This window comes from Bradyrhizobium sp. KB893862 SZCCT0404 (genome assembly GCF_018130885.1).
In the GTDB taxonomy this organism is placed as follows: Bacteria; Pseudomonadota; Alphaproteobacteria; order Rhizobiales; family Xanthobacteraceae; genus Bradyrhizobium; species Bradyrhizobium stylosanthis.
In genome coordinates, this window is the sequence record NZ_JAFCLT010000006.1 from 20,309 (window position 1) to 43,977 (window position 23,669).

Here is a 23,669-nt window from a genome sequence, read left to right on the forward strand (position 1 = left end):
TTTCCGGGTAGTCCGAATCACCGAATGGGCTTGACGCCTCTTCGCTGCAATGCATCATGACACCAATGAGCACCATCAAAACCGTCTGTGTCTATTGCGGCTCCGGCCCCGGAACCAATCCCCGCTTCACCGAAGGCGCCAAGGCGTTCGGCAAAGCCCTCGCCGATAACAACATCCGCCTCGTCTACGGCGGCGGCTCGCTCGGCCTGATGGGCTCGGTCGCGACCTCCGTGCTGGATCACGGCGGTACCGTCACCGGCATCATCCCCGAATTCCTCCGCAAGCGCGAGAACGCGCTGACCCGCGTGCAGGAGATGATCGTCACCCCCGACATGCACGAGCGCAAGCGGCTGATGTTCGAGCGCTCCGACGCCTTCGTGGCGCTGCCGGGCGGCGTCGGCACGCTGGAGGAGCTGGTCGAGCAGCTGACCTGGAAGCAGCTCGGCCGTCACGCCAAGCCCGTGCTGCTCGCCAATATCGACAATTTCTGGGAGCCGCTGTTCTCGCTGCTGTCGCACATGCGCCAGACCGAATTCATCCGCGCCGGCCTCTCGGTCGACATCCTCAAGGCCGATCGCGTCGAGGAGATCCTGCCGAAGCTGAAGGCGGCGGCGGCACAGATCGCCGAAGCGGAAAAGCAGCTCGCCCCGGAAGTCGCGCGCAAGCTCTGAGAGCTTTTTGTTTGCGCATGATCTATCCGGAAAACCGCTGCACACTTTTCCGGATCATGCGCTACTCGCTCGGAAACGTCACCGCCTCGATCCGATTGCCATCGGGATCGAAGACGAAGGCCGCGTAATAGCGCACGCGGTCATGCGGGCGAATGCCCGGCGCGCCGTCCGAGGCGCCGCCGGTCGCGAGCGCGGCGGCGTGAAACGCATCGACCTCGGCCGTCGTCTTCGCCCGCAGGCAGATGTGCACGCCGCTTTCCGGTCCGACCCGCGGCATGCCATCGCGCAGATTGATCCAGAATTCCGGATAGGCCTTGCCGAAGCCGACCGTGCGCGGTCGCGTCACGAGACGCGTGAGGCCGAGCGCGGCGAGCGCCGCCCCGTAGAATCTTGCCGAGCGATCGAGATCGCTGACGCCGACGGAGATGTGGTCGATCATTGGCCCGCCCTTTCCTTCCCCGCTGTCATCGCCCGGCTTGACCGGGCGATCCAGTATTCCGAGACGCCAGAGAGCGACCGAGAGGCCGCGGCGTACTGGATACCCCGCTTTCGCGGGGTATGACAGCCGTCGTGGGGCCTACGCCGGCGCGCCCGATTTCACGAGCTTGTAGATCACCGAATCCATCAGCGCCTGGAACGAGGCGTCGATGATGTTCGGGGACACGCCGACCGTGGTCCAGCGATCGCCGTTCTCGTCCTCGCTCTCGATCAGCACGCGCGTGACCGCGCCGGTGCCGCCGTTGAGGATACGGACGCGGTAGTCGATCAGCGTCAGCCCCTCGATATATTTCTGGTACTTGCCGAGATCCTTGCGCAAGGCCACGTCGAGCGCGTTGACGGGGCCATTGCCTTCGGCGGCCGAGATCAGATGCTCGCCGGCGACGTCCACCTTCACCACCGCCAGCGCCACCGTGACGCGCTCGCCATGCGAATTGTAGCGCTGCTCGACATTGACGTCGAACTGCTCGACCTCGAAATAATGCGGCACCTTGCCGAGCGTGCGGCGCGCCAAGAGATCGAACGAGGCGTTGGCGGATTCATAGGCATAGCCCTGCGCCTCGCGCTCCTTCAGCTCCTCGACGAGGCGCGTCAGCTTCGGATCGCTCTTCTCGTAGGCGATCCCGGCGCGGTCGAGCTCGGCGATGACGTTGGAACGGCCGGCCTGGTCGGACACCAGCACCTTGCGGTGATTGCCGACCAGCTCCGGCAGCACGTGCTCGTAGGTCTGCGGATCCTTCAGCACGGCGGAGGCGTGGATGCCGGTCTTGGTGACGAAGGCGCTCTCGCCGACGTAAGGAGCATGCCGGTTCGGCACGCGGTTGAGCATGTCGTCGAGCGTGCGCGACACTTTCACCAGCGTCGCCAGCTTCTCCGCGGTGACGCCGATCTCGAAGGCGTCCGCAAACTCTGTCTTCAGTTTCAAGGTCGGGATCAGCGAGCAGAGATTGGCGTTGCCGCAGCGTTCGCCAAGTCCGTTCAGCGTGCCCTGGATCTGCCGCACGCCGGCGCGCACCGCCGCGAGCGAATTGGCCACAGCCTGCTCGGTGTCGTTATGGGCGTGAATGCCGACATGGTCGCCGGGGATGTGCTTGGTCACCTCGGTGACGATGGCCTCGACCTCGTTCGGCATGGTGCCGCCATTGGTGTCGCACAGCACCACCCAGCGCGCGCCGGCCTCAAAGGCGGCCTTGGCACAGGCGAGTGCGAAATCGGCATCTTCCTTGTAGCCGTCGAAGAAGTGCTCGCAGTCGAGCATGACCTCGCGCCCGGCCGCCTTCGCCGCAGTGACGCTGTCGCGGATCGAGGCGAGGTTTTCCTCTTTCGTCGTCTCCAGCGCGACGCGCACCTGATAGGCCGACGACTTCGCCACGAAGCAGATCGCATCCGCCTTGGCTTCCAGAAGACCGGCGACACCGGGGTCGTTCGAGACCGAGCGCCCGGCCCGCCGCGTCATACCGAAGGCGGTGAAGCGCGCGTGCTTGAACTTCGGCTTCGCACCGAAAAATTCGGTATCGGCCGGATTGGCGCCGGGATAGCCGCCCTCGACATAGTCGATGCCGAGTTCATCCAGCATCGCGGCGATGACCCGCTTGTCTTCAAGCGTGAAGTCGACGCCGTTGGTCTGCGCGCCGTCGCGCAGCGTGGTGTCGAACAGATAAAGGCGCTCCTTGCTCATGCCGCGGCTCCGAGCGTCTTCTTCATGGTGGTGTTGGCGAGCCATTCGTCGTTGATGGTGATGCTGTTGCGCTGCTGGGCGGTGTAGCCGCGCTTGGCGAAGAAGCCTTCGGCGGTATCGCTGGCATCGACCGTCAGGCTCTTTGCGCCGCGGCCGCCGGCGAGCTTCTCCAACGCGTCGACCAGCATGGTCGCGATGCCCTGCCCGCTGACGGCCGGATGCACATAGAGCATGTGGATGTGATCGGCGCCGCGCAGCGAGGCGAAGCCGACGGGCGAGCCCTCGAGCGTCGCGATCAGCGTCAGGTCGGAGGCGAGCTGCTTGCCGAACTCCTCGTCCTCCGCCCTCTCCATCCAGGCCTGCTGCTGCGCCTCGCTGTAGTCGTCGCCGGTCAGCTGCTCGATGCTGGCGGCGAAGATCGCCGCGAGCACCGGCACGTCATCGGGCAGGAAGGGCCGCAAGCCGGGCTTTGGCAAAGTCTGTCCCATCGTCTTCACCACATCCCATAGAGTTTGAGCGCGATCGCCACCGCGACGCCGAGCAGCACGATCTTCAGCGCGATGTAATAGAGCCAGTGCCGCGGGAACGGCGTGTCGGGCCGCTTCATCGCGAAACCTCCCAGGTCGTCCCGTCCTTGGAGTCCTTGATCGCAACGCCCATCCCCGCGAGCAGATCGCGGATGCGGTCGGACTCCTTGAAGTCTTTCCGCGCGCGCGCAGCTGTCCGCTCCGCCAGCAGGCGCTCGACCTCTCCGGCATCGACCCCGCTCGCCTGCTGCTTGCGCCCTTCCCACTGCGCCGCGGTCTCCGACAGGAAGCCGAGCAGCCGCAACGATCCGGACAATGCAGCGGCACCGCCGCGCAAGCCGTGCAGCGCCGCGATCGCCAGCGGCGTGTTGAGATCGTCGAGCAGCGGCTCGACCACCGACGCAGCGGGCCCGGCCGGCGCGACGTCGGCCGCGATGCGATACCAGTCGTCGAGCGTCTTGGCGCTCTCCTCCAGCGACTTCATGGTCCAGTCGATCGGTGAGCGGTAATGCGTCTTCAGCATGTTGAGACGCAGCACCTCGCCCGGCCAGTCCTTGAGCAACTCGTGGATGGTGATGAAGTTGCCGAGCGACTTCGACATCTTCTCGCTCTCGACCTGCAGGAAGCCGTTGTGCATCCAGTAGTTCGCCATGCGCTCCCTGTGGAAGGCGCAGCAGGTCTGCGCGACCTCGTTCTCGTGATGCGGAAACACGAGATCGATACCGCCGCCATGGATGTCGAAATGTTCGCCGAGATGCTTCCAGGCCATGGCCGAGCACTCGATGTGCCAGCCCGGACGGCCCTCGGCCTTGATGCCGGCCGGCGACGGCCATGACGGCTCGCCCGGCTTGGACGGCTTCCACAGCACGAAGTCGGTGTTGCCTTTCTTGTAGGGCGCGACGTCGACGCGGGCACCGGCGACCATCTCGTCCAGCGAACGGTTGGACAGCGCGCCATAGCGCGGCAGCCCGTCATTGGCCGCGTTCATCGCCTGCGGCGAGAACAGCACGTGGTCCTCGGCGGCATAGGCAAAGCCGCCCTTGATCAGCCGCTCGATGATCTCGCGCATCTCGACGATGTGCTCGGTCGCACGCGGCTCGACGCTAGGACGCAACGCGCCGAGCGCATCGACGTCGGCGTGAAACTGTTTTCCGGTCTGCTCGGTCACTTTCCGGATCGCCTCGTTCAGCGGCAGGCCGGGAAAGTCGCGCGCGGCGCGGTCGTTGATCTTGTCGTCGACGTCGGTGATGTTGCGGACGTATTTGACGTGAGCCTCACCATAGAGATGGCGCAGCAGCCGAAACAGCACGTCGAACACGATCACCGGCCGCGCATTGCCGATATGGGCGAAGTCGTAGACGGTCGGTCCGCAGACATACATGCGGACGTTGTTCGCATCGAGCGGCACGAAAGTGCGCTTGTCCCGGCTCAGCGTATCGTAGAGGCGTAATTCCATATGGATACCCGTCGTAGTGCCGAATGCGATTTGAAGTTCCTGCAGCGATAGCAGCAAACTCGACCAGGAACTTCAAATCGCAAGCGGCACAAAAACTTCATTTCTTCGCAGCGGTCCGGTTCTCGCATTCGCAACCCTATTTGCCGCGACGACATGCGAATGCGAGAACCGGGCCGTTGCGCGGCCGGGCGTCCAGTGCTCTCAATGTGTTTGAGAAAAGACGGCTCCAGCCAGCGAATCGCTAGCTCGTAATCTCGCAAATGATGCAAATGGCGAGGAGACCGTTCATGCGGGAACATATGGGCTATGAGGCCGCCTTCCGTCAAGGGAGCCGCGAAAATGCCGTCTTCCGCCCGCATTGGGCAGTGTCCCGCCCCTCGGTTCCATTCTCCTTAACCTTTTGAGATTATTAAGGTGCGGGCGGTCTCCAGCCTCCCTGGTATTTTCATGCGATCGATATTCGCGCTCATTTTCTGTGCTTCCATTGCCGCGGCCTCCAGCGCCTTTGCCGAGACGCGCGTCTTCATCATCGCCAACCAGGCGGATGGCTACGGTGTCGACCAGTGCCTGGCCAAAGGGGACAAATGCGGGGCGCAGGTCGCGCGGACCTACTGCCAGTCACGGGATTTTGCCCAGGCTTCGGCCTATCGCCGGGTCGATCCCGACGAAATTACCGGCTCTGTCCCCAAAACCGGCGCAAACTGCTCCCATGGCCATTGCAACGAATATGTCGCAATCACCTGTCAGCGCTGAATTCCCTCGGAGCTGGCGGACCTTAGGACCAGTCTTCGGCCCCTGAAACGACGTGACGATGCCGCTGGAAGCGGCTATTGGGAGGGCGCGCTTCGGCCCCCAAATCGCATTGAAAGTCACTTGGGGCCGTGACCTCGCTAGAATGGCGGATATGCCTGAATTTTTGTCCCTCTCCCGTGCCCGCTCCTTCCTTGCCTGCACCGTGCTCCTCGGCACCGTCGTGCTCGCCAATGGCGCTTTCGCGCAGGCCGGACCGCCCGGCCCACCGCCTCAGCCGGGCCAGAACGGGCTTGGCCCCAATCCGATGTGCGTGCGGCTGGAAGGCCAGCTCGCCGCGCTCGATCGCGGCGGCGGCGGTGGCGACCCCGCGCGCGAAGAGCAGATCCGCCGTTATCAGGATTCCCAGGCCAAGCAGCAGGCCGAGCTCGACCGCGTCACCATGCAGGCCAAGCGCATGGGCTGCGATTCCTCCGGCTTCTTCTCGCTGTTCAACGGCCAGTCGGCGCAGTGCGGCCCGGTCAACACCCAGATCCAGCAGATGCGCGCCAACCTGGATCAGATCACCGGCAATCTCGAGCGCCTGCGCAGCGCAGGCGGCGCCAGCCCGGAGCGCGACAACCAGCGCCGCTCGGTGCTGATGGCACTCGCGCAGAACGGTTGCGGCCCGCAATACGCCAATGCGGCGCAGTCGCAGGGCGGCGGCAACTTCCTGAGCAACCTGTTCGGCGGCAACAATCCGAACAACCCGAACAATCCGCAAGGCGTGCCGCCCTCCGACCTCGGTCCGCAATCCGGCACCTTCCGCACCGTGTGCGTGCGCACCTGCGACGGCGCCTATTTCCCGATCTCGTTCGCGACCGTGCCGGCGCGCTTCCCCGACGACGAGAAGACCTGCAAGGCGCTGTGCCCGGCCGCCGAGGCCGTGCTCTACACCCATCGCAATCCCGGCGAGGACATGAACTCGGCGGTCTCGGTCGGCGGCCAGCCCTACACGGCGCTGCCGACGGCGTTCAAATTCCGCAGCGAGTTCAACCCGTCATGCTCCTGCAAGGCGGCCGGACAGACCTGGGCCGATGCGCTGAAATCGGCCGACGACAAGGCTGCAGTCGAGCAGCAGGGTGACATCATCGTCACCGAGGAGAGCGCCAGGAAGATGCAGCAGCAGCGCCTCAACAAGGGCGCGCCGCAGCCTGCCAGCGCCAAGAAGGGCGCGGCGCCGACGACGGCCACGGCACCCGCTGCGACCCCGCCGGCGGATCCAGCCCCCACGACCTCGTCGGAGAACAAGCCGATCCGCTCCGTCGGCCCGACGTTCCTGCCGCAGCAGCAGAAGTAAGACTTGCTTGTCATGCCCCGGCTTGACCGGGGCATCCAGTACTCCGCGGCGGGAATTGGTTTTCGAAAACATCCGCCGCGGCGTACTGGATCATCCGCTTTCGCGGATGTTGACAGCGTCGTAGGCGGCAAGACCGCTCGTCCACTCCGCTTACGACAGCTCGCCGCGAAGCCTCCGGTCGATTGTACGCATGAGTTCGCCAACCCGGCCGCCACCGGACGGTGCGAGCGGGTAGCGGCGCAGGACCTCAACGAGCCCAGGGGTTGCACGCTGGAGCGCGCGCTCAAGATAGTCGGCACCGACACCGGGGACATCACCCGCTGCAAGTTCGACGGCCCGCGCAGCGTGGGCGGGTGCGCCAAGAATATGCCTGACCTGCGTCGAATGCGCCAAAGGATGAAGATAGGCCGCAGACGAGGCACTCATCGCCGCCCGCGCGACCTGGCTTGCCGCGGCATCTTCGGCTTCCTTTGCCGCCTTCAGCGCAGCCCAGGCTGCATCGCGCAGGGCCTTTCCCCGCTTGCCTCCGCACGCGAAGGTTCGCGCGGCTTCGACTGCGTCGCGCGGACGAAAATCCGCAGGATAGGATCGTTCGAAGATCTCCAGCACCTCCGCGGCATTTTCCGCCGCGTACGCCGCGACCACACGGATGTCCTCCATGTCCAGCGCGATCTCGTCTGCCATGCTCCGCCCGCCCGACACCAACAGCCGACTACGCCCTATGAATGCTCTATGGCTGAATTCGGTCGCCGAAAGCATGCGCCGTGGCGGCCGATCAACTCACCCTTCGAATGCGTCGATCGAGGCCCGGCTGCCGCGCGACACCAGCGTCTCGTCTGCCACCGGCAGCTTCTCGCCCTTGTCGCGAAAGCGGTTGGTGATGGGATAGCGGCGGTCGCGGCCGAAATTCCTGGCCGTCACCTTCACGCCGGGCGCGGCCTGGCGGCGCTTGTATTCGGCGACGTTGAGCAGATGGTCGATGCGGGTGACGGTATCGCGCTCGAAGCCGGCGGCGATGATCGCCTCGAGCGGCTCCTCGCGTTCGATCAGCCGTTCGAGGATGGCGTCGAGCAGGTCGTAAGGCGGCAGCGAATCCTGATCGGTCTGGTTCTCGCGCAGCTCCGCCGTCGGCGGGCGCGTGATGATATCGGGCGGGATCACCTCGCCCGCGGGGCCGAGCGCGCCATCCGGCTTCCAGCCGTTGCGCAGAGTCGACAGGCGAAACACCTGCGTCTTGTAGATATCCTTGATCGGGTTGAAGCCGCCGTTCATGTCGCCGTACAGCGTGGCATAGCCGACCGACATCTCCGACTTGTTGCCTGTGGTCACCACCATCAGGCCGGTCTTGTTGGAGATCGCCATCAGCAGCGTGCCGCGGGTGCGGGCCTGGAGGTTCTCCTCGGTGATATCAGGCGGCAGGTTCTTGAAGAGCCCCGAGAGGATGGTCTCGAAGCCGTTCACGGCTTCCGCGATCGGCAGCACTTCATAGCGGATGCCGAGATGGCCTGCGAGCTCGCCCGCATCGGCGATCGAGTGCGCGGCCGTGTAGCGATAGGGCAGCATCACGCCGTGCACCTGGTCGGCGCCGAGCGCGTCCACGGCGATCGCGGCGCAGAGCGCGGAATCGATGCCGCCGGAGATGCCGAGCAGCACGCCGGGAAAGCCGTTCTTGCCGACATAGTCGCGCAGGCCCAACACGCAGGCGGCGTAGTCGGCCTTGTCGCCCTCCAGCTGCTCCGCGATCGGCCCCGCGCAGCGCCAGTCGTCGCCATTCCTGGTGAAGCGCAACGTGGTGATGCTTTCCTCGAACGCCGGCAATTGCGCCGCGAGCGACAAATCGCCGTTGAGCGCGAACGATGCGCCGTCGAACACCAGCTCGTCCTGGCCGCAGACCTGATTGAGATAGACCAGCGGCAAGCCGCTCTCGGTCACGCGCGCGACCGCGACCGACAGGCGCACGTCGCTCTTGTCGCGGGCATAGGGCGAGCCGTTCGGCACCAGGATGATCTCGGCGCCGGTCTCGGCCAGCGTCTCGACCACGTTCTCGTAGTCCTCGGACTCTTCCAGCCAGATGTCCTCGCAGATCGGCACGCCGATCCGCACGCCGCGCACGGTGACGGGGCCCGCGGCGGGGCCGCGCGCAAACAACCGCTTCTCGTCGAACACGCCGTAGTTCGGCAGATTGCACTTGAACCGCAACGCCGCGATGCGGCCGCCATCGAGCAGCGCGCAGGCATTATACAGCCTGCCCTCCTCGACCCAGGGCGTGCCGACCAGCATCGCCGGCCCGCCACCGGCGGTCTCGCGCGCGAGACCTTCGATGGCCGCGCGGCAGGCGGCCTGGAAGGCCGGCTTCTGCACCAGATCTTCCGGCGGATAGCCCGCGATGAACAATTCCGGAAACAGCACGAGATCGGCGCCGTCGGCAGCGGCCCGCGCGCGTGCGGCCCGCACCTTCGCGGCATTGCCCTCGATGTCGCCCATGGTCGGATTGAGCTGGGCGAGCGTGACCGCGAATGCGTTGAGACGTTCGGTCATGGCCGCCCCTTATCCGCTTCCAATGGCTAGACGAAACCCAACCGCTCGACGATGGCAAAGATCCAGAATGCGCCCGCCATCAGCAGCGCGACGCCGACGGCGGCCGAGCCCATGTCCTTGACGCGGCCGATCTGCTTGTCGTGGTCCATGGTCAGGCGGTCGGCGAGCTTCTCGATCGCGGTGTTGAGCAGCTCGACCGTCAGCACGAACGCGACCGCGCAGACCAGCTCGACCGCGCGCATCGCGGTCGCGGCGATCAGCCAGGCGGCCGGCACCGAGAGGATGAGCGCAAAAATCTCCTCACGGACCGCCTGCTCCGACCGGAACGCAAAGGCCAGACCGTTACGGGAATTGATCGTGGCCTTCCAAATCCGCAGCAAGGTCTTAGAGCCCCGCTGCGGCCGGCATCGGCTTGACCTTGCCGGCGCGTTCCTGCTTGAGCAACTCGGCGACCAGGAAAGCCATGTCGATGGACTGCTCGGCGTTGAGACGGGGATCGCAGACCGTGTGATAGCGGTCGTTGAGGTCCTCGTCGGTGATCGCGCGGGCGCCGCCGAGACATTCGGTGACGTCCTGGCCGGTCATCTCCAGATGCACGCCGCCGGCATGGGTGCCTTCCGCGGCGTGGATCGCGAAGAACGACTTCACCTCGGACAGGACGCGGTCGAAGGGCCGCGTCTTGTAGCCTGACGTCGAGGTGATGGTGTTGCCGTGCATGGGATCGCACGACCAGACCACGACCTTGCCCTCGCGCTTCACCGTGCGGATCATGTTCGGCAGGTGCTCGCCGACCTTGTCGGAGCCGAAGCGGCCGATCAGCGTCAGCCGGCCCGGCTCGTTGTCGGGGTTGAGCACGTCGATCAGCTTCAGCAGCTCGTCGGGCTTGAGCGACGGGCCGCACTTCAGGCCGATCGGGTTCTTGATGCCACGGAAATATTCGATGTGGCCGTGGTCGAGCTGGCGGGTGCGGTCGCCGATCCAGATCATGTGGCCCGAGGTCGCGTACCAGTCGCCGGTGGTGGAATCGACGCGGGTCATGGCCTGCTCGTAGCCGAGCAGCAAGGCTTCATGGCTGGTGTAGAAATCGGTGGCGCGCAGCTCGGGATGGCTCTCCAGGTCGAGGCCGCAGGCGCGCATGAAGTTGAGCGCATCAGAGATGCGGTCGGCCAGCTCCTTGTAGCGGCGGGACTGCGGGCTGTCCTTGAGGAAGCCGAGCATCCATTCATGCACGCTGCCGAGATTGGCGTAGCCGCCGGTGGCGAAGGCGCGGAGCAGGTTCAGCGTCGCGGCCGACTGGCGATAGGCCATCAGCTGGCGCTGCGGATCGGGAATGCGCGCTTCCTTGGTGAAGGCGATGTCGTTGACGATGTCGCCGCGATAGCTCGGCAGCTCGACGCCGTTCAGCTTCTCGGTCGGCGACGAGCGCGGCTTGGCGAACTGGCCGGCGATGCGGCCGACCTTCACCACCGGCACGGCGCCGGCATAGGTCAGCACCACCGCCATCTGCAGCAGCACGCGGAAGAAGTCGCGGATGTTGTTGGCGCCGTGCTCGGCAAAGCTCTCGGCGCAGTCGCCGCCCTGGAGCAGGAAGGCCTCGCCGGCCGCAACGCGGGCCAGCGCCTTCTTCAGATTGCGCGCCTCGCCCGCGAACACCAGCGGCGGAAAGGTCGCAAGCTGCGCCTCGACGTCGGCCAAAGCCTTGGCGTCGGGATATTCGGGCACCTGTAGCACCGGCTTGCTGCGCCAGGACTCGGGCGTCCATCGCTCGGACATCGCAATCTCTCCGTGAAGCAAAAAGCGCAACCTGATCTGTGGGTTGCGAGGGCCGCCTTATACACAGGCTAAAGCGACACCGCCAGTTGTAAATCCGTTTTGCATTGCAAACCCTTGCGGGCAAAGCTGAATTCGCATTTGCTGGGGGCAGCGAGGAAACCGGCAAGATACTTTCCGCCCATGGACGCGGCATTGGACGACGTTTTCATCGACGAGATCAGCTTTCCGGCGGCCGACGGGTATGCGCTGACCGGCACCCTGTTCCTGCCGCGCGGCACCAAGCGCCACGCCGTCCTGATCAATTCGGCCACCGCCGTCCCGCGCAAGATCTATCGCGGCTTTGCCTCCTATCTCGCCCATCGCGGCTGCGCGGTCCTCACCTACGACTATCGCGGCATCGGCGACAGCAGGCTGCCGGCGATGGTCGGCTACAACCAGCCGAAATCCCTGGTCGGCTTCAAGGCCTCGATGTCGGACTGGGCCGCGCTCGACGTCACCGCCGCGGTGCGCTGGATGCGCGAGCGTTACAACACGCTGCCGCTCGCCTATGTCGGCCATTCCTACGGCGGCCAGGCGCTCGGGCTGATCGAGAACAACAGCGAGATCTCGCGGGCCGCCCTCGTGGCCTCGCAGGCCGCGACCTGGCGGCTGATGACCTCGCCGGAGAAGTACAGAGTCTACGCCTTCATGAATTTCGTTGGCGTCCCGCTGGTCCACGCTCTCGGCTACGCGCCGGGCTGGGCCGGCATCGGCGAGGACCTGCCCAAGGGCGTCTTCCTGCAATGGGCCGACTGGGTCTCGAGCCCACGCTATCTCTTCGATTCAAAACTGCCGGCGCTCGACAATTTCGCAAAGTTCAAGGGCGAGCTGCGCGCGCTGTGCTTCTCCGACGATCCCTGGGCAACGCGCCCCGCGGTCGAGCTGCTGACCGGCGGCTTCACCGCGATCAAGCCGGAGGTCTTGACGGTGAAGCCGTCCGACGTCGGCACCAAGGCCATCGGCCATTTCGGCTTCTTCCGCCCCGATCACCGCGACACGCTGTGGCGCGGCCTTGCGGAATGGATCCAGGGCGAGTGAGACGGCGTCAGCGAATGATCGTCGTGAGCGACGAGTAGCGCCTGTTCGGCTTTGCCTCGCTCGGCGCAAACTGCGCGAACGCTTCGCTGACGCGCACGGCCGGCGGCGTGTCGCTTGCGAAGCGGAATTCCTTCGGCTTCGGCGCGTAGAAGCTGGCGCTGTAATAGGAATCGTCGAAGCGTGCTTCGCCGACCCCGAACACTGCGTCGCAGGCGAACAAGAGCGTGTACACGCCCGCAACCGCCACGACGATCTCCCTGAAGATAGACATGATGAAGCCCTGCCCTGTTGCGGACAGGATGCAGGCCGGTTCCAAAGCTCTGGTTTAAGGCGCCGTGCTACTTGTCGAGAGGGTTTGCACCGGCTGAGCCGAATGCAGACAATTTTACCGATCTCGAAAAAAAGAGCCCGCCTGACCGGACGATCAGGCGGGCCCAGGATTGGCCGATCGGGAGGGTATCAGACGGCCAGATTCATCCACACCGCCTTGGGCTCGGTGAAATTGTCGAGCGCGGCGGTGCCGTGCTCGCGGCCGAGGCCGGAGTCGCGCTCGCCGCCCCAGGGCAGGCGCACGTCGGTATAGCCGTAGGTGTTCATCCAGACCGTGCCGGCGCGGGCCCGCTTGGCGAAGCGCTGAAGCTTGCCGACGTCGCGGCTCCAGACGCCGGCGGCGAGGCTGTAGGCCGTGCCGTTGGCGATCCTGAGCGCATCGGCCTCGTCCTTGAACTTGATGACGCTGACGACGGGCCCGAAGATCTCCTCCTGCGAGACCCGCATTTCGTGCTCGACGTCGGCGAACACCGTCGGGCTGATGAAATAGCCGCGCTCGCCGATACGCGTCCCGCCGGTGACGAGGCGCGCGCCCTCCTTCTGTCCGATCTCGACATAGTCGAGGACCGATTTCATCTGCTTCTCGGAAATGACCGGCCCAAGCGCCGTCTTGCGGTCGAGCGGATCGCCGATCCTCAGCGACTTCGCGCGCGCGGCAAGCCGCTCGACGACCTCGTCATAGGCCTTCTCCTGCACCAGCACGCGGGAGCCGGCCGAGCACACCTGGCCGGCATTGAAGAAGATGCCGGAGGCCGCAGCCTTGCTTGCTGCTTCGAGATCGGCATCGTCGAAAATCACGTTGGCCGACTTGCCGCCGAGCTCGAGCGAGACGCGCTTGAAGTTGCTGGCCGCGCCCTTCATGATTCCGCGGCCGACGCCCGGCGAGCCCGTGAAGGTGACCTTGTCCACGTCCGGGTGATTGACCAGCGCGTCGCCGACGACGCGGCCCGGCCCCGTCACGACGTTGAAGACGCCCGCCGGAAGACCCGCTTCGAGCGCGAGCTCGGCGATGCGTAGCGCCGACAGCGAGGTCAGCTCGGCCGGCTTCATCACAATGGTGCAGCCGCAGGCCAGTGCGGGGGCGAGCTTCCACATGCCGATCATCAGCGGGAAATTCCACGGCACGATCGCCGCGACCACGCCGACCGGCTCGCGCATCGTGTACGTCAGGGCATCGTCGCGCACGGGCACGACGTCGCCGCTGATCTTGTCGGCCCAGCCGGCGTAATAGATCAGCGTGTCGACGGCGGCGGGGAAGTCCTGGCGCATCGTCGCCGAGATCGGCTTGCCCGCATCGATCGACTCGAGCTCGATGATCTCTTCCGAGTGCCGCTTGAGCAGGTCGGCCCAGCGCAGCAGGATCTGGCCGCGCTCGGAGGCGCGCATGGTGCGCCAGGGGCCTTCGAACGCCCGGCGCGCAGCGGCCACGGCGATCTCGACATCGGCCTCGCCGCCCTCGGCGACGGTGGCGATGACCTGCCCCGTTGCAGGATTGAGGGATTTGAACGTGCGGCCGGAACTGGCGGGCACGCGGCGCCCGTCGATGAGCAGATGCTGTGGCCGGGCCATGAACTCGGTCGCCGGCGAATGCGCAAAGTCATATGCAACAGACATCATATTTCCTCCTGTTCTGGTATACCAGACTAGGCGCCTATTGGCCGGAGTAAATATGATATGTTCTGCAAATGGACGCCCCATATATGAAGCGCAGTTCATAAGGATATCGGATGCTTCAGATCGAGATCGAGGCCGTCTGGCGATTCCGCCGCGAGGGCAGCCCGCGCACCGTCGCCGTCATGCTGGGCGTGCTCAACGAAATCCGGAAGACCGGAAAGATCACCAGCGCCGCCAGCGATGCGCACCTGTCCTATCGCCACGTCTGGAATCTGATCGAGCAATGGTCGGAGTTCTTCGGAACGCCCCTGGTGGAAACCCAGCGCGGCAAAGGTTCAAAGCTCACGCCGTTCGGCGAGCGGCTGGTGTGGGCCGGCGAGCGCATGCAGGCCCGGCTCGGGCCGCAGCTCGAAAACCTCGCCCAGGAGCTCGCCAGCGAGATCAAGCCGTTCCTCGAACAGCGCCCCTCCGTGATCCGCGTTCATGCGAGCCACGGCTTTGCCGTGGCAAAGCTTCGCGAATTCCTCGACCGCGAGCCCGGCATCGGCGTCGACCTACGCTATGTCAGCAACCAGCATTCGCTGGTGTCGCTGGCGCAGGGGGCCTGCGACCTCTCCGGCCTGCATCTGCCGCACGGCGCGCTGCGCGCGCAAGGGATCAAGGCTGCGCGCGAATGGCTCGACCCGCGCGAGGACCGCATCATCAACTTCGTCACCCGCGAGATGGGCCTGATGGTCGCGCGCGGCAATCCGCTGCGGATCGCCTCGCTCGATGACCTCACCAAGCCCGCCGTCCGCTTCGTCAACCGCGACCATGATTCCGGCACGCGCCTCTTGTTCGACCAGTTGCTGGCCGCGAACGGCATCGACGAGAGCAGGATCAACGGCGCGCAGCAGATCGAGTTCACCCACGCCGCCGTTGCGGCCTATGTCGCCAGCGGCATGGCGGATGCGTGCTTCGGCGTCGAGGCCGCCGCGCGCCAGTTCGGGCTCGATTTCATCCGCATCCTCACCGAGGATTATTTCTTCGTCTGCAAGCGCGCCTTCCTCGACACCGCGCCGATGCAGCGCATCCTCGAAATCATCCGCAGCCACGATTTCCGCGCAGCGATCGCCACCCTGCCCGGCTACACCGCATCGGACACGGGCGAGGTGACCGGCGTGAAGGCGTTTCTGGAGATGCACGCCGTGCGGTGAGCAATGACGGCGCGCTCGCTTGTCCGCGGCGGGCAAGAGTGGCAATGTCGTCAGGCAAAGTCCAAGAGATGCCCGTCATGTCGCGCGCAAGCGCCAAATCGCTTCCCCAGCTCAGCCTTCGCATCGACCTCGACGACGAGAATCGGATCGGGCCGGGCAAGATCGAGCTTCTGGAACAGATCCGCGAGCACGGCTCGATCTCCGCGGCCGGCCGGGCCATGGACATGTCCTACAAGCGGGCCTGGGACCTGGTCGACGAGATCAAGCGCATCTGCGGGCATGCCGTGGTCGAGCCGCAGGCCGGCGGCAAGAACGGCGGCGGCGCGATGCTGACCCCGTTCGGCGAGAAACTTGTCGCACGCTACCGCAAGATCGAGCGCGACGCCGCGCGCGCCGTGCACAAGGAGCTGGAAGCGCTCAGGAGCGACATCAGCCGTTCCAGGAAATCGTGAGCGGGCGCTACGTTGACGGATCAGATAAAACTTGTGGCCCTCCGCCGGATCGGCAGCGAAAATCCACAGAAGCCGGAGCGGCACTCATTTGACTTCGTCGTCAATGGAGTATCTCTCTTTGCAGCCACCTCGGCTGCCGAATGCGACATGTGCGGCGCTCTCTCGGACCCTCAGCTCGAACGAGAGATCGCTCGACGGGTCAATAGCGGAACAGCGGCTATGTTGACTTCGGATGTCCCCGTCGGCGGGCATCGTGTGGCTCTGTTTGTTTGCCCGGAGTGTGGCGACTTCGCTTGTGGCGCCATTACCGTTCGTGTTTCGCGAACCGAACGCGGCGTGGAGTGGTCGGATTTCGCCTATGAAAATGGATCTGATCCGGCCTCCAAGCACGACCTTGGCCCCTTTGAATTCGAGTGGGCCATCTACCTGAACGAAATTGGACGCTCGAAGGCCGATTAAGCTGTCAGTTCGGCCGCCCCATCACTTCCGGCATCGGCTGCGTCAGCGCTTCGCCGAGCAAGCTCTGCTCCGACTTCGGAATCGAGAACCGCACCTTGAAGCCGTCCTCGGTCTGGAGCGTGATGATGCGCTGGGTCGTGTCGGTCGATTGCTCCAGCACCCAGGACGCGAGCGGATAGGCATAGCGCAGGCTCTGGTCGCCATAGCGGGCCTTCAGCGCGGTCTCCAGCAGACCGGGCAGCGTCATGATCAGCGCGCCGACCTGGTTGAGCGAGACGCTGACCGCGGCAGGATTGCCCGCCACATCCTCGAATCCCAGCGAGATCGCGCCGCCATCGGCGGCCACCTCGCAGGTCGTGAGCTGCCTCACCTTGATTTCCATCGAAAGTCCCGGAACGCAATTCGCTATATCCGTCACGATATATCGATAAGTCCACCCGCGTCCAGCCTGCTTTTGTGGAATTGATCCAGCCCGCCGCCATGGCCGGTCCGGCCGATGCGTGATATATAGTTCGATATAACGAGGCCCCGAACGGCCCGTTTCTGCAAGGGAGCGCAAAGCCAATGAGTGACTTCAATCTTCTCATCGACGGCAAGATGGTGCCGGGCGACCTGACCATGCCGGTTCTCAATCCGGCAACCGAGGAAGTGCTGGCCCAGTGCCCGCGCGCCTCGAAGTCCCAGCTCGATACGGCCGTTGCCGCGGCGAAGGCTGCCTACCCGGCCTGGGCCGCAACGCCGATGGAGGAGCGCCGCAAAATCGTGATCGGGATGGCCGACGTCATCGAGGCCAATTCGGGCGAGCTCGCCCGCCTGCTCACGTCCGAACAGGGCAAGCCGCTGGCGGATGCCACCGGCGAAGTGCTCGGCATGGCCGCCTTCTTCCGCTATCTCGGCTCGCTCGAACTCCCGATGAAGGTGATCGAGAACTCCGGCGACCGCAAGGTCGAGGCCTATCGCCGCCCGCTCGGCGTCGTCGGCGCCATCATTCCCTGGAACTATCCGCTGCTGATCCTCGCCTTCAAGCTGCCGTCCGCGCTGCTCGCCGGCAACACGCTGGTGGTCAAGCCCGCCCCGACCACGCCGCTGGCGACGCTTCGCTTTGCCGAGCTGATCAAGGACGTGGTGCCGAAGGGCGTTCTCAACTTCATCACCGACGCCAACGATCTCGGCGGCGAGATGACCAAGCACCCCGATATCCGCAAGATTTCCTTCACCGGCTCGACGGCGACGGGACAGAAGGTGATGGCCAGCGCGGCGCAGACGCTCAAGCGCATCACGCTCGAGCTCGGCGGCAACGATGCCGGCATCGTGCTCGACGACGTCGATCCGAAGAAGGTCGCGCCCGGCATCTTCGAGGGCGCATTCCAGAACTCCGGCCAGGTCTGCCTCGCCATCAAGCGGCTCTATGTGCACGAGTCCGTCTATGACGAGCTCTGCAACGAGCTGGTCGCGATCGCGAAGAATACCGTCGTGGACGATGGCTCCAAGCAGGGCACCAAGCTCGGGCCGCTGCAGAACAAGATGCAGTACGAAAAGGTGAAGGCGTTCCTCGAGGACGCGCACAAGAACGGCAAGGTGGTCGCCGGCGGCGCGGCGATGGACCGGCCCGGCTATTTCATCGAGCCGACCATCGTGCGCGACATCCAGGAGGGTTCGAAGCTGGTCGACGAGGAGCAGTTCGGCCCCGTGTTGCCACTGATCAAATATTCCGACAAGGACGACGTGATCCGCCGCGCCAATGCCACCACCTACGGCCTCGGCGCCTCGGTCTGGTCGTCCGACATCAAGCGCGCGCACGAGGTCGCAACCCAACTCGAGTCCGGAACGGTCTGGATCAACAAGCATCTCGACATGGCCCCGCACATCCCGTTCGGCGGTGCCAAGCAGTCGGGCATCGGCACTGAATTCGCCGAGGAAGGCCTCGCCGAATTCACCCAGCTCCAGATCATCAACGGCCCGCCGGCGGCCTGATCCGAACACCGGGGCCGCGGCGACCCCGCCGCGGCCCCGATCTATTCGCTTCGAAGCGGAGACCAAGCATGTTCGACGCCCAATGCGACCTCGCCGCCCTGGTCTACGAGCGGCAGCAGGACCCGGACGCCGTCCTGCGCGGCTTCGCAGCCGACGTGAATGCGCGCGGCTGTCGTGTCGTCGGCATGGTTCAAGCAGGTCGATGCGCGGATTCCAGCCTGTCGGCGGTGCTGCTTCACAACGGCGAGAAGCTGCTGCTCGCGCAGGATTTCGACCCGGCGGCGCAAGGATGCCGGCTCGATCTCGCGCGCTTGCAGAATGCCGGAGAACGGATCGCTGGCGCCCTCGCCCATGGCGCCGATCTCCTCATCATCAACCGTTTCGGCAAGCGCGAGCGCGACGGCAAGGGCCTGTCCCATCTGATCGAGCGCGCGCTCGATGCCGACATCCCCGTGGTGATCGCGGTCGGCAAGGACCATTTCGCCGACTGGGTCAGATTCGCCGGTGGCATGAGCGTCAAGCTCGGCTGCGAACGCGATGCGCTGGATGCCTGGTGGAGCGGCATCTCGGCCGGGCACGCGCAGCCGGCCGCCGGATCGCATCCGACGGTGTGCGAGCTGCTCAAATAGACGTTCAGACCAGCGGCTCGTCCTTGAGCGCCGAGACCACCTGCTCGCCGCGTTCGGTCAGGCGATAGGTCACCAGCGGACGGCTCGACGGCGGCTTGCGATCGATCTCGACGATGTAGCCGCGCACCATCAGCGCTTCGAAGCTGCCGTAATAGCCGAACATGCTGATCTGGTTCTGCTTGAGCAGCTTGAACTCGCGCAGCAGGCGGATCTCGTTGCCCGAGAGCAGCGAACGGCGCACGCGCTGCACGAACCGCGCGCGCTGGTCGAACCAGACCTGATCGGGCAGTTCATGCGCGGCTGGCGCCGCGTCGCGCTCGCAGGGGCGCGCCTCCGGCGTGATGTCGGCGATGGCAGGCGGCAGGCACGGCATGCTGCTGACGACCGCTTCCCTGGCGACATCGAGCAATGCGATCGACCAGCGCCGCTTGTTGTCCACCATCACCGGCGGCGGCACGACGTTGTCGCGCACCAATTGCTCGAAACGGCCGGCGGTCACGCCGACATAGGCCGCGGCGCGGCGGCGGTCCACCAAACGGGTGGTGTCCGGCCCGTGCTCCAGCTCGCAAGCGATGTTCTCGTTCACCCCGAAATCCCCCCGCGCATCGTTGCGCACGGCCCGGCCGTCCCCTGGGACCTGATCGAGCCGGCGGCGAACCTAGGGATGAGCAGCGCTCTCGAAAAGCAGAGAATTTCGCACAGGTTGATGCCGTTTCGGCAACAGCTATAGTTGGGACGGGGGTCCCATGCGCTTTCACTCGCCGTCCATCCAGTATTTCCATGCCGTCCGCCGGACCGGCTCGATCCGTGCCGCGGCGCGCGTCCTGAACGTCGCGTCCTCGGCCGTCAGCCGTCAAATTCTCAAGCTTGAGCAAGAGGTTGGGTCGCCCTTATTTGAGCGCAATGCGCGTGGCCTGACGCTGACGACGGTCGGCGAGATGCTGGCCCGGCATGTCATGAACGTGCTCCAGGACCTCGACCGCTTCCGCTCGGACGTTGCCTCCCTCTCCGGCGCCTGGAGCGGCACCGTCAGCATCGCCTGCATCGAGTCGCTGACGGAATCCGTCCTGCCGGACCTGATCGCGTCCCATCGCGGGCGGGCCCGCCGCGTCAGCTTCACCACCGAGGTGAAGGGATCGTCGGACGTGCTGGAGGCGCTCAGCCGCGGCGAGGCCGATATCGGCATCGCCATGGCGCTCCGCCATCCGCCGGATCTGCGGCAGGTCGCCCTGAAGCGCTTTCGCCTCGGCGCGGTGGTCGCGCGCGAGCATCCGCTGGCGCGCCGCAAGACGGTGACGCTGGAGCAATGCCTCGCCTTCCCCGTCATCAATGCGCTACCGGAGCTGTCGATCTTTCATCTGCTGCAGCCGCTGATCGCGCAGCTCCCGGAGACGCCGGAGCCGGCGATCCAGGCCAATTCGATCGACCTGATGCGCGAGCTCGCCGCGCGCGGCGTCGGCGTCGCCTTCCAGACCCAGCTCGGCATCAGCAGGCTGTCGCGCGACAGCCGGCTCGTCTTCCTGCCGCTCGACAATGCCGGCAGCCCGGTCTGGTCCGATCTCGGCATCTATGTCCGCGCCGAGCGCACCCTGCCCGCCTATACCGAGTCGTTTCTCCAGGAGCTGGTGCGGGAGCTTGGCGATCGCGAGCGGCGCGAGAACACGGCCTATCCGCCGACCGCCTGAGCCGGAGCTCAGTGACCGGCCTGCTTGCGGTGACCGTTCTCGCTGAGGCGGTCGACCCAGGCGATGCCGATCGCGGAGATGATGAAGGTCAGGTGGATCAGGACCTGCCACATCACGCCGCTCTCGGTGAAATTGCTGCGCGTGGTGCCGAGATTGCCGGCCTCGATGAAGGTCCGGAGCAGCGAGATCGAGGAGATGCCGATGATCGCCATCGCCAGCTTGATCTTGAGCACGCTCGCATTGACGTGGCTCAGCCATTCCGGCTCGTCGGGATGGCCGTTCAGGTTCAGCCGGGAGACGAAGGTCTCGTAGCCGCCGACGATCACCATCACCAGCAGGTTCGAGATCATGACGACGTCGATCAGCCCGAGCACGACCAGCATGATCTGCTGCTCGCTGGCGTCGAAGGAATGCACGACCAGGTGCCAGAGCTCCTTCAGGAACAGCAGCACATAGACGCCCTGCGCAATGATGAGGCCGACGTAAAGCGGCACCTGCAGCCAGCGCGAGCCGAAGATCAGCTGGGCGAACGGGCCGATCTGCGGCCGGGGCGACGGCGCCGCCGAATGTGCTTTGGGTTCAGACGTCATCAATCACTCCGAAGTGCAGTCAGGACGCGTCCACTTAGAGACTTGCGATCACGGGCGCAAGCTCGAGAGAGCCGCGATAGATCATCTCGAAGGCGACGTAGACGATGATGGCGAGACCCACATAGGCGATCCAGCGCTGCTTCTGCAGCACCCGTCCGAGCAGGTCGGCGGCAACGCCCATCAGCGCGACCGACAGCAGGAGGCCGAAGGCCAGGATGTAGGGATGCTCGCGCGCCGCGCCCGCGACCGCCAGCACGTTGTCCAGCGACATCGAGACGTCGGCTGCGACGATCTGCACCGCGGCCTGGCTGAAGGTCTTGCGCTGCGCCGGCGCAGCACCGGCGCCGCCGCCATGGCTGAACGCCAGCTCGCTCGCATGCGTCTGTTCCCGCAGCTCGCGCCACATCTTCCAGCACACCCAGAGCAGCAGCACGCCGCCCGCAAGCAGGAGGCCGATCACCTGCAGGAGCTGTGTCGCGACGCCGGCAAAGGCGATACGGAGCACGGTCGCCGCGGCAATGCCGACGACGATGGCGCGCCTGCGCTGCTCGGCCGGCAGGCCGGCGGCGGCAAGGCCGATGACGACGGCGTTGTCGCCGGCAAGCACGAGGTCGATCAGGATGACCTGGAACAGCGCGGTCAACGCCTCGGCAGTGATGAATTCAGTCATGATTGATCATTTTTCGATGCAGACGGATCGAGCCATCCCGGCTTCTTCCGCTCGACCCAGTCGAGAACCTTGGAACGCGAGGCGCGCAGCGCGGGCACGTCCTCGGCGAGTAGCGCAAGTCCAAGCGGCAGCATCCAGATGCCGAGCACCGGCAGGAACGAGAACACGCCACCGACGACGAGCAGCGCGCCGGATGGAATCCGCACCCAGCGGCTGGACGGCTTCAGCAGATGGGTGACGGTGTCGCTCATGCGCGGCGGCAGCCGGCGGACGAGCTTGTCGAGCCGTGGGTCGCCTCCGGCCATCTGGCTGGCGCTACCCGCAGTCCCGGTCATCTGCTCGTCCGATGCTGTGCTCATGCTCACTCCTTGGGGGCGGTGCTCGTCACACCAGGCCCGACCTGCTTTGCGCGCGGCAGTACCAGCGTCAGCAGCCGGAGCAGCTTGATCGCCTGCACCTCATGGGGATGGACGTCCTCGTCCGCCGCCGCGACGCGCTCCGACAGCTCCATCAGGTGCGATGACAGCGGCATGTTCGAAACCGGCCGCAAGGTGTCGATCACCACATTGGCAAAGTCCGGCTCCTCCAATCGTTCCGCCAGCTCGTCGAACATCGAGAACAAGCGCTCGTCGGCGACGTGCGGGGCCAATCCGCGATCCCTGATGAAGCGGATCACCTCGTCGCGCTCGACCGGCGAGACGGAGCGGTCGGCGACCGCGACCAGCGCGCCGGCAATGATCAGCGCCGCGGCCGCCTGCTCGTTCAGGCTGGACGGTTCGGTGATCTCGATCGGATTTGAGAATTTGGCGTCAGACATCGTTGCTCCTCGTTTGCGAAATGGCCGCGCGGAGCTGCGATGGGGGACGATGAGCCGGAAGGAACTCGAGTAGGCCCGACGATCGGCCGATCCATCGCATTCGCGCGGGACAGGTCATCCGACATCGCGAGGTTTGCCGACATCTGTCGGTGTCCTCGCCAGAGGGGCCCGGATTCTTGTTCGCCTCAGAGATAAAGATCGGTCCGACGGAATCAAGGCGATGAACTGCGACCAGCAGCCGCACCGGGTTCCGTGGCGCCGCGATTGGTTAAGCAACGGTGTGCGTGTGCCGGCGGCTTTGTAGCCCGGATGAGCGCAGCGCTATCCGGGAAAGCGGTCCCGCATGTCGCTTCGCTCATGCGGGCTACAGGAGATCCCGACGCACGACGCTCGCTCAACTCATTCCATCCGCTCCACGAGATGCGCACGCGACGGCCCCGGCTCGAACCGGTCGCCGAAATATTGCGTCTCGTGGGCCACCCGTCCGTCGCGAAATTCCATGATGCTGACGACGTAGGACGGTATGCCATCGTAGCTGAGCACGAACTCGCTCACCCAGAGATCACCGCCGCCGATGATGCGCCGAACCGTGAACCGCTTTCTGTTCGGCTGCACCATATTCCTGCGGCCACGGATGCGCTCACCCGACTGCGGATAGTCGAGCACGGCGTCCTCCCGGTAGATGTCGTGCTCGGCCTCGAAATCGTTTGCGTCCGAAGCCTCCCAATGGCGCCGAAGCGCCGCCAACGCGGCTTGATCATCCATCTCGACCTCCGATCGCGGTTGAAAATCGCCTCTTCGTCCCTTGAGCTGATGACGCGGAACCGCTGCGGAAAGGCTCCCCTCGCAACGTCTAACAACGGCTAACGCGCCAACACTCCGGATTGGATGCAGATTACCCTTGGGGCGGCCCACCGCATCGGGGCCTGCACGCTGGGCCAGGAAC

Annotated in this window: 27 protein-coding genes; 10 read left to right on the forward strand and 17 right to left on the reverse strand. The window is 65.3% G+C overall.

Annotated elements, in window-relative coordinates; translation table 11 throughout:
* Positions 1-65: 65 nt before the first annotated feature.
* The gene (locus tag JQ617_RS23360) at positions 66-671 is read left to right on the forward strand and encodes an LOG family protein (RefSeq protein ID WP_063684604.1); all 606 of its coding nucleotides are present in this window, start codon (positions 66-68) and stop codon (positions 669-671) included.
* Between the two features lie 61 nt (positions 672-732).
* On the opposite strand, the gene JQ617_RS23365 is transcribed toward JQ617_RS23360, so the two are convergent.
* The 4 genes from JQ617_RS23365 to cysS all read right to left on the reverse strand — a co-directional run bounded on the left by JQ617_RS23365 (position 733) and on the right by cysS (position 4,830).
* The gene (locus JQ617_RS23365; protein ID WP_212028324.1) at positions 733-1,110 is read right to left on the reverse strand and encodes a VOC family protein; all 378 of its coding nucleotides are present in this window, start codon (positions 1,108-1,110) and stop codon (positions 733-735) included.
* A 138-nt stretch (positions 1,111-1,248) separates the two neighbouring features.
* Positions 1,249-2,847 carry a citramalate synthase gene (gene cimA / locus JQ617_RS23370; protein ID WP_212028325.1) on the reverse strand — a complete coding sequence of 533 codons (1,599 nt, stop codon included), beginning with the start codon at positions 2,845-2,847 and terminating at the stop codon, positions 1,249-1,251.
* Positions 2,844-3,335 carry a GNAT family N-acetyltransferase gene (locus JQ617_RS23375; RefSeq protein WP_212028326.1) on the reverse strand — a complete coding sequence of 164 codons (492 nt, stop codon included), beginning with the start codon at positions 3,333-3,335 and terminating at the stop codon, positions 2,844-2,846. Before JQ617_RS23375 ends, cimA begins: the two co-directional genes overlap by 4 nt.
* A 115-nt stretch (positions 3,336-3,450) precedes the next feature.
* Positions 3,451-4,830, reverse strand: a complete 1,380-nt coding sequence (gene cysS / locus JQ617_RS23380; RefSeq protein WP_212028327.1) for a cysteine--tRNA ligase — start codon at positions 4,828-4,830, stop codon at positions 3,451-3,453.
* 447 nt (positions 4,831-5,277) lie between these two features.
* On the opposite strand from cysS, the gene JQ617_RS23385 reads away from it, so the two are divergent.
* Together JQ617_RS23385 and JQ617_RS23390 are read left to right on the forward strand one after the other, a co-directional pair.
* A complete protein-coding gene (locus JQ617_RS23385) occupies positions 5,278-5,583 on the forward strand; it encodes a hypothetical protein (RefSeq protein WP_212028328.1) in 306 nt (101 codons plus the stop codon).
* 142 nt (positions 5,584-5,725) lie between these two features.
* The gene (locus tag JQ617_RS23390) at positions 5,726-6,919 is read left to right on the forward strand and encodes a DUF2865 domain-containing protein (protein WP_212028329.1); all 1,194 of its coding nucleotides are present in this window, start codon (positions 5,726-5,728) and stop codon (positions 6,917-6,919) included.
* Between the two features lie 150 nt (positions 6,920-7,069).
* On the opposite strand, the gene JQ617_RS23395 is transcribed toward JQ617_RS23390, so the two are convergent.
* From JQ617_RS23395 to JQ617_RS23410, 4 genes are all read right to left on the reverse strand, one after another.
* Positions 7,070-7,603: a putative immunity protein gene (locus JQ617_RS23395; protein WP_212028330.1), complete on the reverse strand. Its 534-nt coding sequence runs from the start codon at positions 7,601-7,603 to the stop codon at positions 7,070-7,072.
* Between the two features lie 96 nt (positions 7,604-7,699).
* The gene (locus JQ617_RS23400; RefSeq protein WP_212028331.1) at positions 7,700-9,457 is read right to left on the reverse strand and encodes an NAD+ synthase; all 1,758 of its coding nucleotides are present in this window, start codon (positions 9,455-9,457) and stop codon (positions 7,700-7,702) included.
* A 26-nt stretch (positions 9,458-9,483) separates the two neighbouring features.
* A complete protein-coding gene (locus JQ617_RS23405; protein WP_063684612.1) occupies positions 9,484-9,837 on the reverse strand; it encodes a diacylglycerol kinase in 354 nt (117 codons plus the stop codon).
* 4 nt (positions 9,838-9,841) lie between these two features.
* Entirely contained in the window at positions 9,842-11,230 is a 1,389-nt protein-coding gene (locus tag JQ617_RS23410) for a class II 3-deoxy-7-phosphoheptulonate synthase (protein WP_212028332.1), read from the reverse strand.
* A 180-nt stretch (positions 11,231-11,410) separates the two neighbouring features.
* On the opposite strand from JQ617_RS23410, the gene JQ617_RS23415 reads away from it, so the two are divergent.
* The gene (locus tag JQ617_RS23415; protein WP_212028333.1) at positions 11,411-12,307 is read left to right on the forward strand and encodes an alpha/beta hydrolase family protein; all 897 of its coding nucleotides are present in this window, start codon (positions 11,411-11,413) and stop codon (positions 12,305-12,307) included.
* 7 nt (positions 12,308-12,314) lie between these two features.
* On the opposite strand, the gene JQ617_RS23420 is transcribed toward JQ617_RS23415, so the two are convergent.
* Positions 12,315-12,578, reverse strand: a complete 264-nt coding sequence (locus tag JQ617_RS23420) for a hypothetical protein (protein WP_212028334.1) — start codon at positions 12,576-12,578, stop codon at positions 12,315-12,317.
* Between the two features lie 188 nt (positions 12,579-12,766).
* Positions 12,767-14,251 (reverse strand): aldehyde dehydrogenase family protein, encoded by a 1,485-nt coding sequence (locus tag JQ617_RS23425; RefSeq protein WP_212028700.1) that lies wholly within the window; start codon positions 14,249-14,251, stop codon positions 12,767-12,769.
* A 113-nt stretch (positions 14,252-14,364) separates the two neighbouring features.
* Between JQ617_RS23425 and JQ617_RS23430 the strand changes: the two genes are divergently transcribed.
* The 3 genes from JQ617_RS23430 (at position 14,365) to JQ617_RS23440 (ending at position 16,358) form a co-directional block, all read left to right on the forward strand.
* Entirely contained in the window at positions 14,365-15,447 is a 1,083-nt protein-coding gene (locus tag JQ617_RS23430) for a substrate-binding domain-containing protein (protein ID WP_212028335.1), read from the forward strand.
* A gap of 77 nt (positions 15,448-15,524) precedes the next feature.
* Positions 15,525-15,899 (forward strand): winged helix-turn-helix domain-containing protein, encoded by a 375-nt coding sequence (locus tag JQ617_RS23435; RefSeq protein ID WP_212028336.1) that lies wholly within the window; start codon positions 15,525-15,527, stop codon positions 15,897-15,899.
* 12 nt (positions 15,900-15,911) lie between these two features.
* Positions 15,912-16,358 (forward strand): hypothetical protein, encoded by a 447-nt coding sequence (locus JQ617_RS23440; RefSeq protein WP_212028337.1) that lies wholly within the window; start codon positions 15,912-15,914, stop codon positions 16,356-16,358.
* 4 nt (positions 16,359-16,362) lie between these two features.
* On the opposite strand, the gene JQ617_RS23445 is transcribed toward JQ617_RS23440, so the two are convergent.
* Complete coding sequence (locus JQ617_RS23445) at positions 16,363-16,740, reverse strand: hypothetical protein (RefSeq protein ID WP_212028338.1); 378 nt, start codon at positions 16,738-16,740, stop codon at positions 16,363-16,365.
* A 182-nt stretch (positions 16,741-16,922) separates the two neighbouring features.
* Between JQ617_RS23445 and JQ617_RS23450 the strand changes: the two genes are divergently transcribed.
* Together JQ617_RS23450 and JQ617_RS23455 are read left to right on the forward strand one after the other, a co-directional pair.
* Complete coding sequence (locus JQ617_RS23450; RefSeq protein ID WP_212028339.1) at positions 16,923-18,332, forward strand: aldehyde dehydrogenase family protein; 1,410 nt, start codon at positions 16,923-16,925, stop codon at positions 18,330-18,332.
* Positions 18,333-18,400: 68 nt separating this feature from the next.
* Positions 18,401-18,961, forward strand: coding sequence for a DUF2478 domain-containing protein (locus tag JQ617_RS23455; protein ID WP_212028340.1), 561 nt, complete (start codon positions 18,401-18,403; stop codon positions 18,959-18,961).
* Positions 18,962-18,965: 4 nt separating this feature from the next.
* On the opposite strand, the gene JQ617_RS23460 is transcribed toward JQ617_RS23455, so the two are convergent.
* Entirely contained in the window at positions 18,966-19,547 is a 582-nt protein-coding gene (locus JQ617_RS23460) for a hypothetical protein (protein WP_212028341.1), read from the reverse strand.
* A 160-nt stretch (positions 19,548-19,707) separates the two neighbouring features.
* Between JQ617_RS23460 and JQ617_RS23465 the strand changes: the two genes are divergently transcribed.
* On the forward strand, positions 19,708-20,646 hold the full coding sequence (locus tag JQ617_RS23465) for a LysR family transcriptional regulator (protein ID WP_212028342.1): 939 nt from the start codon (positions 19,708-19,710) through the stop codon (positions 20,644-20,646).
* An 8-nt stretch (positions 20,647-20,654) separates the two neighbouring features.
* Here JQ617_RS23465 and JQ617_RS23470 read toward each other — a convergent pair whose 3' ends face one another.
* The 5 genes from JQ617_RS23470 to JQ617_RS23490 all read right to left on the reverse strand — a co-directional run bounded on the left by JQ617_RS23470 (position 20,655) and on the right by JQ617_RS23490 (position 23,488).
* On the reverse strand, positions 20,655-21,236 hold the full coding sequence (locus JQ617_RS23470; protein ID WP_212028343.1) for a TIGR00645 family protein: 582 nt from the start codon (positions 21,234-21,236) through the stop codon (positions 20,655-20,657).
* 34 nt (positions 21,237-21,270) lie between these two features.
* Positions 21,271-21,906, reverse strand: a complete 636-nt coding sequence (locus JQ617_RS23475; RefSeq protein ID WP_212028344.1) for a TerC family protein — start codon at positions 21,904-21,906, stop codon at positions 21,271-21,273.
* Positions 21,903-22,265 carry a hypothetical protein gene (locus tag JQ617_RS23480; protein ID WP_212028345.1) on the reverse strand — a complete coding sequence of 121 codons (363 nt, stop codon included), beginning with the start codon at positions 22,263-22,265 and terminating at the stop codon, positions 21,903-21,905. The genes JQ617_RS23475 and JQ617_RS23480 overlap by 4 nt, the downstream gene beginning before the upstream one ends.
* 2 nt (positions 22,266-22,267) lie before the next feature.
* Positions 22,268-22,723 (reverse strand): tellurite resistance TerB family protein, encoded by a 456-nt coding sequence (locus JQ617_RS23485; RefSeq protein WP_063684622.1) that lies wholly within the window; start codon positions 22,721-22,723, stop codon positions 22,268-22,270.
* A 399-nt stretch (positions 22,724-23,122) separates the two neighbouring features.
* On the reverse strand, positions 23,123-23,488 hold the full coding sequence (locus JQ617_RS23490) for a nuclear transport factor 2 family protein (protein WP_212028346.1): 366 nt from the start codon (positions 23,486-23,488) through the stop codon (positions 23,123-23,125).
* Between the last annotated feature and the right edge of the window lie 181 nt (positions 23,489-23,669).

Bases quoted from the DNA above. Each gene is read 5' to 3' on its own strand.
- JQ617_RS23360 (WP_063684604.1), top strand. From the start codon at position 66: ATGAGCACCATCAAAACCGTCTGTGTCTATTGCGGCTCCGGCCCCGGA.
- JQ617_RS23365 (WP_212028324.1), bottom strand. From the start codon at position 1,110: ATGATCGACCACATCTCCGTCGGCGTCAGCGATCTCGATCGCTCGGCA.
- cimA (WP_212028325.1), bottom strand. From the start codon at position 2,847: ATGAGCAAGGAGCGCCTTTATCTGTTCGACACCACGCTGCGCGACGGC.
- JQ617_RS23375 (WP_212028326.1), bottom strand. From the start codon at position 3,335: ATGGGACAGACTTTGCCAAAGCCCGGCTTGCGGCCCTTCCTGCCCGAT.
- cysS (WP_212028327.1), bottom strand. From the start codon at position 4,830: ATGGAATTACGCCTCTACGATACGCTGAGCCGGGACAAGCGCACTTTC.
- JQ617_RS23385 (WP_212028328.1), top strand. From the start codon at position 5,278: ATGCGATCGATATTCGCGCTCATTTTCTGTGCTTCCATTGCCGCGGCC.
- JQ617_RS23390 (WP_212028329.1), top strand. From the start codon at position 5,726: ATGGCGGATATGCCTGAATTTTTGTCCCTCTCCCGTGCCCGCTCCTTC.
- JQ617_RS23395 (WP_212028330.1), bottom strand. From the start codon at position 7,603: ATGGCAGACGAGATCGCGCTGGACATGGAGGACATCCGTGTGGTCGCG.
- JQ617_RS23400 (WP_212028331.1), bottom strand. From the start codon at position 9,457: ATGACCGAACGTCTCAACGCATTCGCGGTCACGCTCGCCCAGCTCAAT.
- JQ617_RS23410 (WP_212028332.1), bottom strand. From the start codon at position 11,230: ATGTCCGAGCGATGGACGCCCGAGTCCTGGCGCAGCAAGCCGGTGCTA.
- JQ617_RS23415 (WP_212028333.1), top strand. From the start codon at position 11,411: ATGGACGCGGCATTGGACGACGTTTTCATCGACGAGATCAGCTTTCCG.
- JQ617_RS23420 (WP_212028334.1), bottom strand. From the start codon at position 12,578: ATGTCTATCTTCAGGGAGATCGTCGTGGCGGTTGCGGGCGTGTACACG.
- JQ617_RS23425 (WP_212028700.1), bottom strand. From the start codon at position 14,251: ATGTCTGTTGCATATGACTTTGCGCATTCGCCGGCGACCGAGTTCATG.
- JQ617_RS23430 (WP_212028335.1), top strand. From the start codon at position 14,365: ATGCTTCAGATCGAGATCGAGGCCGTCTGGCGATTCCGCCGCGAGGGC.
- JQ617_RS23435 (WP_212028336.1), top strand. From the start codon at position 15,525: ATGTCGCGCGCAAGCGCCAAATCGCTTCCCCAGCTCAGCCTTCGCATC.
- JQ617_RS23445 (WP_212028338.1), bottom strand. From the start codon at position 16,740: ATGGAAATCAAGGTGAGGCAGCTCACGACCTGCGAGGTGGCCGCCGAT.
- JQ617_RS23450 (WP_212028339.1), top strand. From the start codon at position 16,923: ATGAGTGACTTCAATCTTCTCATCGACGGCAAGATGGTGCCGGGCGAC.
- JQ617_RS23455 (WP_212028340.1), top strand. From the start codon at position 18,401: ATGTTCGACGCCCAATGCGACCTCGCCGCCCTGGTCTACGAGCGGCAG.
- JQ617_RS23465 (WP_212028342.1), top strand. From the start codon at position 19,708: ATGCGCTTTCACTCGCCGTCCATCCAGTATTTCCATGCCGTCCGCCGG.
- JQ617_RS23470 (WP_212028343.1), bottom strand. From the start codon at position 21,236: ATGACGTCTGAACCCAAAGCACATTCGGCGGCGCCGTCGCCCCGGCCG.
- JQ617_RS23475 (WP_212028344.1), bottom strand. From the start codon at position 21,906: ATGACTGAATTCATCACTGCCGAGGCGTTGACCGCGCTGTTCCAGGTC.
- JQ617_RS23480 (WP_212028345.1), bottom strand. From the start codon at position 22,265: ATGAGCACAGCATCGGACGAGCAGATGACCGGGACTGCGGGTAGCGCC.
- JQ617_RS23485 (WP_063684622.1), bottom strand. From the start codon at position 22,723: ATGTCTGACGCCAAATTCTCAAATCCGATCGAGATCACCGAACCGTCC.
- JQ617_RS23490 (WP_212028346.1), bottom strand. From the start codon at position 23,488: ATGGATGATCAAGCCGCGTTGGCGGCGCTTCGGCGCCATTGGGAGGCT.